We start from the raw sequence: 13,505 nt of genomic DNA on the forward strand, positions 1-13,505 counted from the left end.
CGGGCGCTGGGGGAGAGCAAGCTCGATTACGTGGTGGCGATGGAATATCTCATCGCGCTCTACGACCGGATGTTCGGCCGGGTGGTGCCGGTGCGCTTCGTGATGTTCTCCGGCATCGGCGCGCTCGGCGCGGGCGTGCATTTCCTGGTGCTCGGCGCCCTGTTCCGCGGCCTCAATTGGCCCTTTGTCGGCGCCACCATCCTCGCCACCGCGGCGGCGATGACCTTCAACTTCTTCCTGAACAACGCGCTCACCTATCGTGAGCAGCGGTTGAAGGGGGCAGGCCCGATGCTGGCCGGCTGGTTCTCCTTCTGCCTGGTGTGCAGCGTGGGCGCGGCGGCGAATGTGGGCGTGGCGGCGTTCCTGCACAACGTCCAGCATGGCGACTGGCGTTTCGCGGCGCTGGCCGGCATCGCCGTCGCCGCCGTCTGGAACTTCGCCCTGTCCTCACGCTTCGTCTGGGGACGATACTGACGTTCCCCTCCCGGGAAGGGAGGGGCGTTGGCTACCGCCAGCTGCCGATCCACATCCAATGGGTGAAGCCCTGGCTGTCCGCCAGCGGGGCGGCCGAGAGGATCGGATAGAAATAGCCGAACACCAGCAGCGAGAGCGCGGCGAACCATTCCTCCCAGCCGCGGTTCCGGCCGCGGTCGAAATGCTGGAAGGCGATCGGCAGCGCCATGCACAGGAAGATGCTGCTCGGATGATAGTAATAATAGAAGCCGATCGACTTGGGGATGACGACATAGATCGCCAGCGAGGCCGTCCATAGCAGCGCCATCGCCAGCGGCCGGATCGCCCTGTCCCTGAACCAGGCCCAGTAACAGGCGGCCACCGCGACCAGGCCGCCCCACATGATCAGCGGATTGCCGATCAGCAGCACGCCGCGCTGGGCGCCGCGGTCCCATTCGTAGAAATACCAGATCGGCCGCAGCATCAGCGGCCAGCTCCACCAGCTCGACTGATAGGTGTGGTGCGGCAGGATCTGCGTCTGCATCTGCCACATGTGGATCTGCTGGCTGAACAGGCCGGAAAGCGAAGTCAGCGGATCGGTGGCGTAGAAGAAGGCCGGGGCGAAGGTGACGAAATAGGTGATCACGCTCACCACGCCCATCGCCAGGATCGCCGGGACGGCGGGCAGACCGGCCCAATGGCGCTGCTCCTTGCCCGACAGCGCCGAGAGGATCGGCTGCTTCGCCAGGCGCGCGTCGCGCGCGCGGATCACGAGGAATGCCAGGGCGGCGAGCATGATATAGGGCACGCCCGCCCATTTGACCGCGGTGACGCAGCCGAGCAGCGCGCTGCCGGCGATCCAGCGCCACCACACCGCCCTGCCGCTTCCCTGCATCGACCAGAGCAGCATCACCAGAGCCCAGACCAGGAAGGCGCCGAGGAAGATGTCGAGCATGCCGGTGCGCGCCTGGACATAGACGGTCTGGTTGAGCGTGGTGAGCACCGCGCCGACCAGCGCCGTGCGCATGTTGCCGGCGAACAGCCAGAGGAACGCGAAGACGCCGAGCACGGTGGCGGTGCCCGCCAGCGTCGAGGCGATGCGCCAGCCAAAGGGATTGTCGCCGAGCAGCGCCATGCCCGCCGCGATCAGCTCCTTGCCGAGCATCGGATGCTCGACGTTGCGCGGGCCCGACAGGTCGAGCAGCGCCTGCGCGGCGGGCAGGTAATGCACCTCGTCGAACATGATCACGCTCGGCTGGTCGAGATGGACCAGGAACAGCGCCTGCACGGCAATGGCGAGGAGCAGGGCGACGAGCCAGGGGCGGTCCTGCAGGGCCTTGAGGCGATCGAGCATGGCGCGTTGATTAGCCGAGCGTTTCGCGGCCGTCATGCTGAACTTGGTTTCCGGATTCGCGAAGCGATGAAGCAGGACTTGTCGGCGCCCAAGTGACGAGCGGTGTTGACGCCCCGTCCCCTCAGCCGCAAAGCATCTCGCACTATGAAGCGTCGTACCGGCCAAGACCGCAGCGTAACCCGCAACTGGAAACCCGCCACCCAGGCCGTGCGCGGGGGCACCGCGCGTTCGGAATGGGGCGAGACGAGCGAGGCGATGTTCCTCACGTCCGGCTATGCCTATGATTGCGCGGGCGACGCCGCCGCGCGCTTCGCGGGCGAGCAGCAGGGCATGACCTATTCGCGCCTGCAGAACCCGACGGTGGAGATGCTCGAGGAGCGGATCGCGCTGCTCGAAGGCGCCGAGGCCTGCCGCACCATGTCCTCGGGCATGGCGGCGATGACGGCGGCGATCCTCTGCCAGGTGAGCGCGGGCGACCATATCGTCCAGGGCCGCGCCGCCTTCGGTTCCTGCCGCTGGCTGACCGACAGCCTGCTCCCCCGCTTCGGTGTGGAGACCACGGTGATCGACGCGCGCGATCCGCAGCAGTTCGCCGACGCGGTGCGCCCGAACACCAAGGTCTTCTTCTTCGAGACGCCGGCCAATCCGACGATGGACGTGGTCGACCTGGCAGCGGTGTGCGCCATCGCCCGCAGGCACGGCATCACCAGCGTGGTCGACAATGCCTTCGCTACGCCCGCGCTGCAGCGGCCGCTGGAATTCGGCGCGGATGTGGTGGCTTATTCGGCGACCAAGATGATGGACGGGCAGGGCCGTGTGCTCGCCGGCGCGGTCGCCGGCTCCTCGGCCTTCATCAACGACGTGCTGCTGCCCTTCACGCGCAACACCGGGCCGACGCTGTCGCCGTTCAACGCCTGGGTGGTGCTCAAGGGGCTGGAGACGCTCGACCTGCGCATCCGCCGGCAGAGCGAGAATGCGCTGAAGGTGGGCAGCTTCCTGGAGGCGCGCGTGCCCCGGATCAATTTCCCGGCGCTGCCCAGCCACCCGCAGCACAACCTCTTCAACCGCCAGATGGACGCGGCGGGCCCGATCTTCTCGTTCGAGGTCGATGGCGGCCGCAAGCAGGCGCACGCGCTGCTCGATGCGCTCGAGCTGGTCGACATCTCGAACAATATCGGCGATTCGCGCTCGCTGATGACGCATCCGGCCTCCACCACCCATTCGAGCGTGGCCGAGGAGAAGCGCTTGGAGATGGGCGTGACGGAGGGCATGCTGCGCCTGAATGTCGGGCTGGAGGATTCCGAGGACGTGATCGCCGATCTGGACCAGGCGCTGAGGGCCGCCGGATTGTGATGGACGCATTGTTCACCGATGCGGCGGAAACGCGCGGGATCACCGTGCGCGTGTCGGTGAGCTATCTGCCCGAGCAGAGCGAGCCCGATCGCGGCCGCTGGTTCTGGGCCTATCACATCCGCATCGAGAATAGCGGGCCGATGACGGTGCAGCTTCTGACGCGCCACTGGATCATCACCGATGGCCGTGGCGGACGCCATACGGTGGAGGGCGAGGGCGTGGTCGGCGAGCAGCCGATGATCGCGCCGGGGGCGAGCTTTGACTATGTCTCGGGCTGCCCGCTGAGCACGCCGATGGGGAATATGCAGGGCAGCTATCACATGATCGGGGAGGATGGCTCGGCGTTCGACGTCGCCATTCCGAAGTTCGCGCTCACGGCGCCGGCGGTGGCGGAATGAAGCGGACGCATCTTCCCTTGAACGGCCTGCGCGTGCTCGACGCGGCGGCGCGGCACCTGAGCTTCACGCGCGCGGCGGACGAGCTGGCAGTGACGCCGGCGGCGGTCGGCCAGCAGATTCGCGCGCTGGAGGACACGCTGGGCGTCGTCCTGTTCCGCCGCACCACCAAGGGGCTGGAGCTGACCCCTGAGGCCGAGGCCGGGCTGGCCGCGCTGCGGGCGGGCTTCCTCCAGTTCGAGGAGAGCGTGCGCGCGATGCAGGCGGGGCAATCGTCCAAGTCGCTGACCATCGCCGCGCCGCGCGACCTGACCGCGAAATGGCTGATGCCGCGCCTGGCCGAGATCGCGCGCGAGGACAGCGACCTGCGCTTCATGCTTGTCCCCGCCGATGAGGCGATCGACTTCACCGAGGCCAATCTCGACCTCGCCATCCGCTGGGGCGAGGGCCCCGGCGAGCATGAGGGCGAGGCGCTGGAGAGCGACGGGATGATCACGGTCGAGCGACCGGGGGGCAGCATCGACGTGCGCATCTCCTGGCCCGGCTGCATGGCTGAGGATGCCGGCTCGCTGGTGCGAGTCGCCGATGCGGGGCTCGCGCTGGACGCGGCGGCCGAGGGGCTGGGCCGCGCGACCGTGCCCGAGCTGCTGGCGCGCAGCGACATCGAATCGGGCCGGGTCGTGGTCGTCGGCGAGCCCAAGAGCTCGAAGCTCGGCTATTGGCTGGTCGCGCCCTTGCCCCAGTGGCGGCAGAAGAAAGTGAAGACGCTGGTCGACGCGCTCGCGGCATGAGCAGGTTCCGCGCCTGCGCGGCTCCGTAGTCAGCTGCCCCTGGCGGACGGCGGTGGCGGGGGATCGGGCGTAAGGTCGAGCGAGACCAGGCGGCCCGTGGCGGAGCGCGCGCGCATGGCCGAGCCCGTATGGCCCTCCGCGTCGAAGACCAGCGTGAAGCGCTCGATCCGGACCAGTCCTTCCGGCTTCGCCGATGGCGCGAGCGGCACGTAGCGCCGCCTGGCGATCGACTTCAGAACCTGGCTGGGCCAGTCGCCCGAGATATCGGGGGACCGGCGCAGCTCGTCGACATCGCGCACCCGGCCGCTCGAATCGATCCGGTAGCGCAGGTCGATCCATTCGGGATTGCTGTCGAGGTCGCGATTGATCACGCCGGTGGTGGGCATGTCGCGGAACGGCGGCTCGTCATAGACCAGCACGGGAGCGGTGAAGCCATTGCCGGCGAGCGCGGCGATCGTCTTCTCCATCTCCTCCTGATCGCCGGTGGCGCCGGCGAGGCGCGCGCGCAGCACCTGTGCCGCGACACGGAAGCCGGCGAGCTCGGGCTCGGGGGTGCGCTCGAGCCGGGCGATCTCGCGGCGGGCCAGGCTGCGATAGCCCCGATCGCGCGCGCCGAGCCCGGCATAGAGGGCAGCGGGGCGGAGCATCGCGGTGCCGACGACGCGCCAATGCCCGGCCTTGCGCGCCTGCCTCTCCACTTTGCGATAGACGTCGATCGCCGCGTCGACCCGGCCGGTCTGCAGATATTCGTCGCCCGTCATCAGCCGCTGGATCAGGATCCGCGCATCGCCCGAATCGAAGCCGTTCTTCAGCGTCTCGAGCGCGCCGATCTGCAGGAAGCGACCCCATTCGGGATGGCCGTCCATGCTGGTCAGCCGGCCATGGGCGCGTTCGAGGTCGGACAGCGCGACCGGATATTGTTTCGCATATTGGTCGTTGCGGCGGCGCGCGGCCGCCAGCGTCGCCCGCGCGGCGCGATAATCGCCCTCCAGAAACTGGTTCTCGGCATGGGCCAGGCTGGCCTGGATGTCCTCGAGCGGCGGACAATGGCGATCGAGACAGGCCTGGAGCCGCTTCGCCGTTTCGGACAGCGGGTTGCCGGTGACGACGATCGCCGGCGGAGGAGCCTCCTGGTTTCCGCTTTCCTGCGCCCAGGCCGGCATCGCGGCGGCCAGCGCCATCCCGGCCAATATCCCGCTGCGCATCATCCCGTTCCCCCCGGGGGAGAAGGTGCAGGAGATTCGAATCTTTTGCCAGCGAATGCCGGTCCGGCGTGGCGGAGCAATGCGCGCGCGGCTAGTGTCGCGCCACCCGCAGGATGGAGTTTCCCGATGCCGCAAAGTCCCTGGAGCCACAGCCGCAGCGCCGGCATCGCCGACGATATCGATTTCGAGATCAAGGGGCAGGAGCTCCAGTTCGTCGAGATCGAGCTCGATCCGGGCGAGAGCGCGGTGGCCGAGGCGGGAGCGCTGGTGTGGAAGGATGCCGCGGTGGGGATGACCACCGTGTTCGGCGACGGCAGCGGCGCGCAGGGCGGCGGCTTCATGGGCGCGCTGCTCGGCGCCGGCAAGCGGCTGGTCACCGGCGAGAGCCTGTTCACCACCGTCTTCACCCATAATGGTTCGGGCAAAGCGCGCGTCGCCTTTGCGGCGCCGGTACCGGGCGCGATCGTGCCGCTGAAGCTCGATTCGGTCGGCGGCACGCTGATCTGCCAGAAAGACGCGTTCCTCTGCGCCGCCAAGGGCGTGTCGATGGGCATCGCCTTCCAGCGCCGGGTCATGACCGGCCTGTTCGGCGGCGAGGGCTTCATCATGCAGAAGCTCGACGGCGATGGCTGGGTGTTCGTCCAGTTCGGCGGCATGGTCGTCGAGCGCGAGCTGGCGCCGGGCGAGGAACTGCACGTCGATACCGGCTGCGTCGCCGCCTTCACGCCCTCGGTGGATTTCGACCTTGTCACCGCGGGCGGGGTGCGCAGCGTGTTCTTTGGCGGCGAGGGACTGTTCTTCGCGCGGCTCAGGGGACCGGGCAAGGTATGGATCCAGTCGCTGCCCTTCTCGCGCCTTGCCGGACGGATGATGGCTGCGGCAGGCAGCCATGGCGGGCAGAATCGCGGCGAAGGCTCGGTGCTGGGCGGGATTGGCGACCTGATCGGGGGTAATCGTTGAGCCGGCCGATCCCCGATCTGCGCGATCCCGAGCAGCGCCGCGCCTATCGGCATGAGCTGATGGGCGTGGCCAAGGGCTTTCGCCGCACCGGCGTCGCGCTGGCGGTGCTGGGCTCGGCGCTGATCCTGGTCAACGCCTATTGGACGCCGGTCCCGAACATCGTCACGCTCGCCGCGATCGTCGCCGGCTTCGCGCTGATGCTCTTCGGCATCGGCGCGCGCGCCAAGTACCACAAGCGGCGGATGCGCGGCGAGATCTGAGGGATCAGGGCGCCGGCGCGGCCAGTTCCGCCGTCCTGCCGATCAGCGATGCGAAGCGGCCCTCGTCGACAGCCTTCTGCACGTCGTTCCAGCTGCCGGTGACGACGTACCAGTCGCCATTCCGCGCCTGGAGCAGCAGGGTCATGTTCATCACGCCGGGCTCCGATCCGCCCTTGTAGCCGATCCATTGCCACTTGCCGCGCGCATCGGGGCCGATGCCGGGGTTGATCGACAGGATCCTGCGCGCCTCGGTGCCGGCCGCGCTCTCGGTGTTCCGCCGCAGCCAGTCCATCACCCGGACCAGATCGTTCGGGCTTTCGAACCATTCGAACGTGTCGATCAGCTTCGGGATCTTCCTGGTGAAGCTGGTCGCGTCGATCAGGATATTGGGCACGCCGGCCACTTCGCCGTCGAGCAGCTTGCGCCGCCCGGCTTCGTCGAGCTTGAGATAGCGTTCGCCCAGTCCCGCGACGCCCTTCAGCTTGAACAGCTCGAGCGTGCCCAGAAACGGCCGGTTGCGCGCCGGATCGGCAATGCCGAGCACGGGCATCATCGCTTCCACCTTCTCGCGGCCCAGCGTCTTCAGCAGAATGTCGGTCGCGCTGTTGTCGCTGATCGAGATCATCTGGGCGGCGAGCTCGCGCAGGCTGACCCGGGTGCCCTTGGGCTTCCCGAAATAGCCGCCCCCGGGCAGCGGGCCGCCGTCCAGCGTGACGAGATCGTCCCATTTGCGCTCGCCGGCATTGGTCGCGCGGACCAGCTCGGCGAGAATCACCAGCTTGAACGCCGATCCGATCGCATAGGGTTTGTCGGCATTGCGCCTGGCGAGCAGCTGCGGCGCGCCGCTGCCCAGTTTCGCGATCGCATAGCCGACATCGCCGGGCAGCGCGGCAAAGGCGCGCTCGACCTCCGGCAGCGTCGTCTCCGCGCTCTCGAATCCGCGGACGAGCAGCCCGCCCACCTGATGCGGCGGCGCCGGATCGACGACCAGCAGGACGTTCGCCACCGCTTTCTCGTACTGGACCCGGACATTCGCGCGCCACGGCGTTTCCTGCGCCGCGCCCAGGATCGCGACCGGCTTGCCGTTGGCGGCGTTCAGCTGGGCGGCGACCTCGTCGAACATTGCCTTCGGCACCTTCTCCTTGAAGGCGGGCGTAAAGAATGCCGCATAATCGCCGCCGCCGTTCAGGATCGCGATCAGTTCACCGAGTCGCGCAGCGAAGGCGGGATCGGCCTGAACGGTCTGGAGCGGTGCGGCGGGCGCGGTGGCGGGCGCGGCGATCAGGAAGGCGGCGAGAAGCGGGAGCAGGCGCATCATTGCCTCATCGGCTGTGGACGTGCTGCTTCTAGCCGTTAGAAATCATGATATCAACATTTATTGCCTCATCGTCATCACGGCGAAAGCCGGGATCTCAGGCGATGGTGGGAAAAGAGCCGTACGAGATCCCGGCTTTGGCCGGGATGACGGAATGGGGCCGGGACAACGGGACTGGGCGGGCGAGCCCGCTCAGGCGTCGATCACTTCCTCGTCCAGCCGCGCCGCATTTTCCTGGATGAAGGCGAAGCGGTGGGCGGGATTGTTGCCCATCAGCCGGTCGACCAGGTCCTTCACTCCGGCGCGCTCCTCATATTCCTGGGGCAGGGTGATGCGCAGCAGGCCCCGGGTCGCCGGGTCCATGGTGGTTTCCTTGAGTTGGTTCGGGTTCATCTCGCCCAGGCCCTTGAAGCGGCTGACCTCGACCTTCTTGCCCTTGAACGCGGTGCTCTCGATCTCGAGCCGGTGCGCATCGTCACGGGCGTAGAGCGACTTGGAGCCGACAGTCAGGCGATAGAGCGGCGGCTGGGCCAGGTAGAGATGCCCCTGGCGAACCAGATCGGGCATTTCCTGGAAGAAGAAGGTCATCAGCAGCGTGGCGATGTGCGCACCGTCCACGTCCGCGTCGGTCATGATGATGATGCGCTCGTAGCGGAGGTTCGACGGGTCGCAATCCTTGCGCGTGCCACAGCCCATGGCGAGGATCAGGTCGGCGATCTCCTGGTTCGCCAGGATCTTGGCCGAGGTGGCCGAGGCGACGTTGAGGATCTTGCCGCGGATCGGCAGGATCGCCTGGGTCTTGCGGTCGCGCGCCTGCTTGGCGCTGCCACCTGCCGAATCGCCCTCGACAATGAACAGCTCGGTTCCCGCCGGATCGTCGGCCGAGCAATCGGTGAGCTTGCCGGGCAGGCGAAGCTTGCGGGCGCTGGTCGCGGTCTTGCGCTTGACCTCGCGCTCCTGCTTGCGGCGGAGGCGATCGTCCATCCGCTCGAGCACATAGCCGAGCAGCGCCTTGCCGCGATCCATATTGTCGGCGAGGAAATGGTCGAAATGGTCGCGCACGGCCTTCTCGACCAGGCCGGCGGCCTCGGGCGAAGTCAGCCGGTCCTTGGTCTGCGACTGGAATTGCGGATCGCGGATGAAGACCGACAGCATCAGTTCGGAGCCGGTCATCACGTCGTCGGCGGTGATATCCTTGGCCTTCTTGTTGCCGATCAGCTCGCCAAAGGCACGGATGCCCTTGGTCAGCGCGGCGCGAAGGCCGGCTTCGTGCGTGCCCCCATCGGGCGTCGGGATGGTGTTGCAATACCAGCTGTACGACCCGTCGCTCCACAGCGGCCAGGCGACCGCCCATTCGACCCGGCCATTATTCTCGCCGGGGAAGTCCTGGCGGCCGGCGAAGAAATCGGCGGTGGCGCATTCGCGGGCGCCGAGCTGTTCCTTCAGGTGATCGGCCAGGCCGCCGGGGAACTGGAACACCGCCTCGGTTGGGAGGCCGCTCTCGCGGTCTCCGTCGGCGATCAGCTCGGCATCGCATTTCCAGCGGATCTCGACGCCGGCGAAGAGATACGCCTTGGAACGGACCAGCTTGTAGAGCCGGCCCGGCTTGAACAGCATCTCGCCGAAGATCTCGGTATCGGGAACGAAGCTGACCGAGGTGCCGCGCCGGTTGGGCGTGCCGCCGACATGCTCGAGCGGTCCCAGCGTCTTCCCCTGGCTGAAGCGCTGGCGATAGAGCTGCTTGTCGCGTGCGACCTCGACGGTGGTGTCGATCGACAGCGCATTGACCACCGAGATGCCGACGCCGTGCAGGCCGCCCGAAGTGGCATAGGCCTTGCCGGAGAATTTGCCGCCCGAGTGGAGCATCGAGAGGATCACCTCGAGCGCCGACTTGTCGGGGAATTTCGGGTGCGGATCGATCGGCATGCCGCGGCCATTGTCGACAATGGTGATGCGGTTGCCGGCCTCCAGCGTGACTTCGATGCGATTGGCATGGCCGGCGACCGCTTCGTCCATCGCATTGTCGAGGATCTCGGCGGCCAGGTGGTGCAGCGCGCGCTCGTCGGTGCCGCCGATATACATGCCCGGGCGGCGCCGGACCGGCTCCAGCCCTTCGAGGACTTCGATCGAGGAGGCGTCATAGGTGCCGGAGGGCACGCCCGGCGCAGCAAACAGGTCTTCAGCGGCCATGGAGAACGTATAGGGGGTGCGGGGTGACGGGCGCAAGCTTAGTTCCCCTCCCTGGAGGGGAGTGAGATTCCCTACGCCGCCTTGAGCTGCGCGATGAACCTGTCGGTCGCCGCTTCCAGCGCCACCGCTGCTTCGGAAAGCCCGGTCGCAGCGCTGGAGACCCGGTCGGACAGCGCCTCGGTGTCGCTTGCCACGGTGGCGACGGCGCCGATCCGCTCGGCCATGCGCGTGGCGCCCATGGCGGTGTCGTGCGCGGTCGCCTCGATCATGCCGGCGGCCTGGCGCTGCCCGTCGACTTCGCTGCGGATCGCCTCCGCCGCCGCGGCGACTTCGGCGACGGTGGCGGCGATCTCGTCCAGCGCGCCGTGCGCCAGGGTGGCGCCGCCCTGGACGGTGCCGGCGAGGGTGCGGATCTCCTCGGTGGCGGAGCCGGTCTGGTTGGCCAGCGCCTTCACTTCATGGGCCACCACTGCGAAGCCGCGGCCGATATCGCCGGCGCGCGCCGCCTCGATCGTGGCGTTGAGCGCGAGCAGGTTGGTCCGCGCGGCGATCTCCTGGATCGATTCGGCGAAGCGGGTGATCGTGCTCGTCCGCTCGGCGAGCGCGCGCACCGCATTCTCGCCCGAACGCGAGACGCCGCGCGCCGCGCCGCTCAGATTCGCCTGCTGGTCGACGCTGGTGGCGATCGCCACGATCGAGGCGGTGAGCTGGCGCACGCCGCTGGCGAGCCCGCCGGCCGTGTCCGAAGCCTGGCTCGCGATATGCGCGGTCGCAGCGAGTTCCACGCTTGCCGTATGGGCGAGCGAATTGAGCGCATGGGCCGAGCGATCGAGGTCGCTCGCGGCGCGGGTCACGTCGCGCACCGTCTCCGCGACCGAATCCTGGAAGGCGGTGGCGAGCGCCAGCATCTCGTGGCGGCGTTCGGCGGCGGCGCCGCGCTCGCTCGTCTCGCGCCGTTCGCGCTCGGCGCGCTCGCGTGCTTCGGCGGCGCGCATCGCGGTGAGTGCCGCCTCGGCATCATCGCGCCGCGCAGTGGCGTCCGCGGCGAAGCGGTCGCTCTGGGCGCGGGCATCGGCCTGCGCCTCGATCAGGCGGACGAGCTGGGTGGTGAGATAGGCGAGCACCGCGAATTCCAGCAGCACCGCCACGGCATGGAACGCGACGCGCCCGAAATTGCCGCCGCCCTCGAATACCCAGGCCGGCACCGCGAGCTGGAAGACGATGTGATGGACGGCGATCAGCGCGCAGGCGAGCGCGATCGACCGCCAGTCATAGAGCAGCGTCAGGCCCGAGAGCGCGACGAAGAAATACATGTGCGAGTCCATCTGCCAGGGATGGCCGGTCAGCGCATAGACGGCGAGCGCGGGCTGGATGGCGGCGAGCGTGCCGACGATCAGCCGCGCGGCGGCATCGTAGCGGCGGCGCAGCGCGACGATCGTCGGGGCGATGTTTGCCGCCGTGCCCAGCACGAAGGTCATCCACTCGCGCTGGCTGCCGAGCAGCAGGCCGAGCAGGAAGACCACGCCGACGGTGGCCCAGCTGGCCATCACCAGCGTCCGGACGCCGCGGCGGCGAAGGCGATCGATCTCGTTCATGCGGCCGTGTTTCCGCACAGGGCGGGCGGCGCCGCGAGGATCAGGATCGCCCGGCCCCGGAGCGCCGCAGCGATGGCGGGATGCGTGCCGATGACGACGAAGCTGCCGGGCAGCGGCCCGTCGCCGAGCAGCCGCGCCCCGCCTTCGATCGCCTGGGCGAGCATGCGGTCCGCCGCGCCCGGCAGCATCGGCACCAGCAGCATCCGCCCCTGGCTGGGGGGCCAGAAGGCCGCGCAGGCCAATGCCAGCCCGACGAGCGCGAGTTGCGCGGCCAGGGCATGGCGGGCGAGGATCGATCCGAAACGGTTCATTCCGCGCGTCTAGCGGGGAGTTGGTTAGAAACACGTAAACCACGCTATTTGCGCAGATTACGATGTTCGTCGCGCCTATCCGATGGTCCTTGGCCCGGACCGGCGGTGCATGCCGATCCAGATCACCGCCTCGGTTGCCGCCCCTATGCCGATATCGAGCACGCGCTGGAGGAAGCCGCCGCGCAGATGCGCCGCCGATCGGTCATGATGTTCCTGCTCCTCCGCGACGATGTCCGCCAGGATGGCGACAACGGCCGGATCGCTGGATCCGAGCGCCGCGATCTGCCCGGCCATGTGGCGCAGCACGACTCGCTCGATCGCGACGGTGGTGGCGGCGATCGCGTGCCGGCCGAGCAGGCCGGTGATGGTGCCGAGCATGGTGCCCAGCACCGCGCATGGCCTGTAGCTGGGGCAGCGCGAATGGCCGCGGCGTGCCAGCTCGGCAGCGAACAGCGCGCGGTGGCGCGTCTCGTGCGCGATGAAATCCTCGATCTCGGCCAGCAGGCCCGGCGTGGTCCAGCGGGCGAGCCGCAGCTGTGCTCGATAGACGCACACCGCGCCATGCTCGCCGGCATGGTCGACGCGCAGCACGCGGTCGCCCAGCGTCTCGCCGGGCGCCAGGCGTGCCGCGATCGGCATCAGGATCTAGCGGACGCGAGGCCCGCCAAAGGGCAGCGGCGGCGGCGGGCGGCGATCGCGGCGGGGCAGCTGCGCCTGATAGGCATGGCCGCAATGCTCGACGCAATAGGGGAAGCCCGGGTTCACCTTGTCGCCGCAGAAATGGAAGTCCGGCTCGCCCGGATGGCCGATCGGCCATTTGCAGATCTTGTCGTTGAGATCGAGCAGGCTGGTCTTGCCCGCGATCGCCTCGGAAGGCTTGGCGGGGACAAGGCGGCGCGGCGGCGCCGGCGAGATCGGCGGAGCCTGTTCGCCGGGATTCTGGCGGACGAAGCCGCCCGGGCCGACCGAACGGAGCACCGGCCCGTCGGCGACGGGCTTGGGCTCGGCCGGAGCCGAGGGCGCGGCAACGGGGGCCGCGGCCCGCGGGGCCGGCGACTCGGCCGGCGCGGCGGCGGCGGCCGGGGCCGGGCGCGGCGCGGGCGCCGGCTTGGGCTCGGCCGCGGCCTTGGGCTCGTTGGGCTTCACCGGCGACGGACGGGCGGGCAGGCCCAGGCGATGCGCCTTGCCGATAACGGCATTGCGACTCACCCCGCCCAGCTCCTCGGCGATCTGGGTTGCGGTCAGCCCGCTGTCCCACATCTTCTTCAGCGTATCGATCCGCTCTTCGGTCCAGCTCAAAACTTCTCTTCCTTCACCTTGCCG

Annotated in this window: 14 protein-coding genes; 6 read left to right on the forward strand and 8 right to left on the reverse strand. The window is 68.7% G+C overall.

What is annotated here, in order from left to right:
* On the forward strand, window positions 1-474 hold a 474-nt coding region (locus ACIQCS_RS19490), incomplete at its 5' end, for a GtrA family protein (RefSeq protein WP_401531526.1).
* Window positions 475-505: 31 nt separating this feature from the next.
* Here the strand turns inward: ACIQCS_RS19490 and ACIQCS_RS19495 are convergent.
* A complete protein-coding gene (locus tag ACIQCS_RS19495; RefSeq protein ID WP_345848392.1) occupies window positions 506-1,807 on the reverse strand; it encodes a phospholipid carrier-dependent glycosyltransferase in 1,302 nt (433 codons plus the stop codon).
* A gap of 144 nt (window positions 1,808-1,951) precedes the next feature.
* Between ACIQCS_RS19495 and ACIQCS_RS19500 the strand changes: the two genes are divergently transcribed.
* From ACIQCS_RS19500 to ACIQCS_RS19510, 3 genes are read left to right on the forward strand one after another with little or no spacing between them, the layout of a single operon-like run.
* Complete coding sequence (locus ACIQCS_RS19500) at window positions 1,952-3,160, forward strand: aminotransferase class I/II-fold pyridoxal phosphate-dependent enzyme (RefSeq protein ID WP_345848390.1); 1,209 nt, start codon at window positions 1,952-1,954, stop codon at window positions 3,158-3,160.
* Window positions 3,160-3,558, forward strand: a complete 399-nt coding sequence (apaG, locus tag ACIQCS_RS19505; protein ID WP_345848388.1) for a Co2+/Mg2+ efflux protein ApaG — start codon at window positions 3,160-3,162, stop codon at window positions 3,556-3,558. The genes ACIQCS_RS19500 and apaG overlap by 1 nt, the downstream gene beginning before the upstream one ends.
* Window positions 3,555-4,346: a LysR family transcriptional regulator gene (locus tag ACIQCS_RS19510; RefSeq protein ID WP_280280700.1), complete on the forward strand. Its 792-nt coding sequence runs from the start codon at window positions 3,555-3,557 to the stop codon at window positions 4,344-4,346. Before apaG ends, ACIQCS_RS19510 begins: the two co-directional genes overlap by 4 nt.
* A 29-nt stretch (window positions 4,347-4,375) precedes the next feature.
* Here ACIQCS_RS19510 and ACIQCS_RS19515 read toward each other — a convergent pair whose 3' ends face one another.
* Window positions 4,376-5,554: a hypothetical protein gene (locus ACIQCS_RS19515; protein WP_401531529.1), complete on the reverse strand. Its 1,179-nt coding sequence runs from the start codon at window positions 5,552-5,554 to the stop codon at window positions 4,376-4,378.
* A 123-nt stretch (window positions 5,555-5,677) separates the two neighbouring features.
* Between ACIQCS_RS19515 and ACIQCS_RS19520 the strand changes: the two genes are divergently transcribed.
* On the forward strand, window positions 5,678-6,511 hold the full coding sequence (locus tag ACIQCS_RS19520) for a TIGR00266 family protein (protein ID WP_345848384.1): 834 nt from the start codon (window positions 5,678-5,680) through the stop codon (window positions 6,509-6,511).
* Entirely contained in the window at window positions 6,508-6,771 is a 264-nt protein-coding gene (locus ACIQCS_RS19525) for a hypothetical protein (RefSeq protein ID WP_345848382.1), read from the forward strand. Before ACIQCS_RS19520 ends, ACIQCS_RS19525 begins: the two co-directional genes overlap by 4 nt.
* A 4-nt stretch (window positions 6,772-6,775) precedes the next feature.
* On the opposite strand, the gene ACIQCS_RS19530 is transcribed toward ACIQCS_RS19525, so the two are convergent.
* The 6 genes from ACIQCS_RS19530 to ACIQCS_RS19555 form a co-directional block, all read right to left on the reverse strand.
* On the reverse strand, window positions 6,776-8,086 hold the full coding sequence (locus ACIQCS_RS19530; protein ID WP_345848381.1) for a serine hydrolase: 1,311 nt from the start codon (window positions 8,084-8,086) through the stop codon (window positions 6,776-6,778).
* 192 nt (window positions 8,087-8,278) lie between these two features.
* Complete coding sequence (parE, locus tag ACIQCS_RS19535) at window positions 8,279-10,276, reverse strand: DNA topoisomerase IV subunit B (protein WP_345848379.1); 1,998 nt, start codon at window positions 10,274-10,276, stop codon at window positions 8,279-8,281.
* A gap of 71 nt (window positions 10,277-10,347) precedes the next feature.
* The gene (locus tag ACIQCS_RS19540) at window positions 10,348-11,871 is read right to left on the reverse strand and encodes a methyl-accepting chemotaxis protein (RefSeq protein ID WP_345848377.1); all 1,524 of its coding nucleotides are present in this window, start codon (window positions 11,869-11,871) and stop codon (window positions 10,348-10,350) included.
* Entirely contained in the window at window positions 11,868-12,182 is a 315-nt protein-coding gene (locus ACIQCS_RS19545; protein ID WP_345848375.1) for a hypothetical protein, read from the reverse strand. The genes ACIQCS_RS19540 and ACIQCS_RS19545 overlap by 4 nt, the downstream gene beginning before the upstream one ends.
* Before the next feature lie 75 nt (window positions 12,183-12,257).
* Complete coding sequence (locus tag ACIQCS_RS19550; RefSeq protein WP_345848373.1) at window positions 12,258-12,821, reverse strand: demethoxyubiquinone hydroxylase family protein; 564 nt, start codon at window positions 12,819-12,821, stop codon at window positions 12,258-12,260.
* Between the two features lie 6 nt (window positions 12,822-12,827).
* The gene (locus ACIQCS_RS19555) at window positions 12,828-13,481 is read right to left on the reverse strand and encodes a GcrA family cell cycle regulator (RefSeq protein ID WP_345848371.1); all 654 of its coding nucleotides are present in this window, start codon (window positions 13,479-13,481) and stop codon (window positions 12,828-12,830) included.
* Window positions 13,482-13,505: the final 24 nt, after the last annotated feature.

The organism is Sphingomonas sp. NPDC092440 (assembly GCF_044754985.1).
In the GTDB taxonomy this organism is placed as follows: domain Bacteria; phylum Pseudomonadota; class Alphaproteobacteria; order Sphingomonadales; family Sphingomonadaceae; genus Sphingomonas.

Coding starts and splice junctions, on each gene's coding strand:
- ACIQCS_RS19495 (WP_345848392.1), bottom strand. CDS start 1,807: ATGCTCGATCGCCTCAAGGCCCTGCAGGACCGCCCCTGGCTCGTCGCC.
- ACIQCS_RS19500 (WP_345848390.1), top strand. CDS start 1,952: ATGAAGCGTCGTACCGGCCAAGACCGCAGCGTAACCCGCAACTGGAAA.
- apaG (WP_345848388.1), top strand. CDS start 3,160: ATGGACGCATTGTTCACCGATGCGGCGGAAACGCGCGGGATCACCGTG.
- ACIQCS_RS19510 (WP_280280700.1), top strand. CDS start 3,555: ATGAAGCGGACGCATCTTCCCTTGAACGGCCTGCGCGTGCTCGACGCG.
- ACIQCS_RS19515 (WP_401531529.1), bottom strand. CDS start 5,554: ATGATGCGCAGCGGGATATTGGCCGGGATGGCGCTGGCCGCCGCGATG.
- ACIQCS_RS19520 (WP_345848384.1), top strand. CDS start 5,678: ATGCCGCAAAGTCCCTGGAGCCACAGCCGCAGCGCCGGCATCGCCGAC.
- ACIQCS_RS19530 (WP_345848381.1), bottom strand. CDS start 8,086: ATGCGCCTGCTCCCGCTTCTCGCCGCCTTCCTGATCGCCGCGCCCGCC.
- parE (WP_345848379.1), bottom strand. CDS start 10,276: ATGGCCGCTGAAGACCTGTTTGCTGCGCCGGGCGTGCCCTCCGGCACC.
- ACIQCS_RS19540 (WP_345848377.1), bottom strand. CDS start 11,871: ATGAACGAGATCGATCGCCTTCGCCGCCGCGGCGTCCGGACGCTGGTG.
- ACIQCS_RS19545 (WP_345848375.1), bottom strand. CDS start 12,182: ATGAACCGTTTCGGATCGATCCTCGCCCGCCATGCCCTGGCCGCGCAA.
- ACIQCS_RS19550 (WP_345848373.1), bottom strand. CDS start 12,821: ATGCCGATCGCGGCACGCCTGGCGCCCGGCGAGACGCTGGGCGACCGC.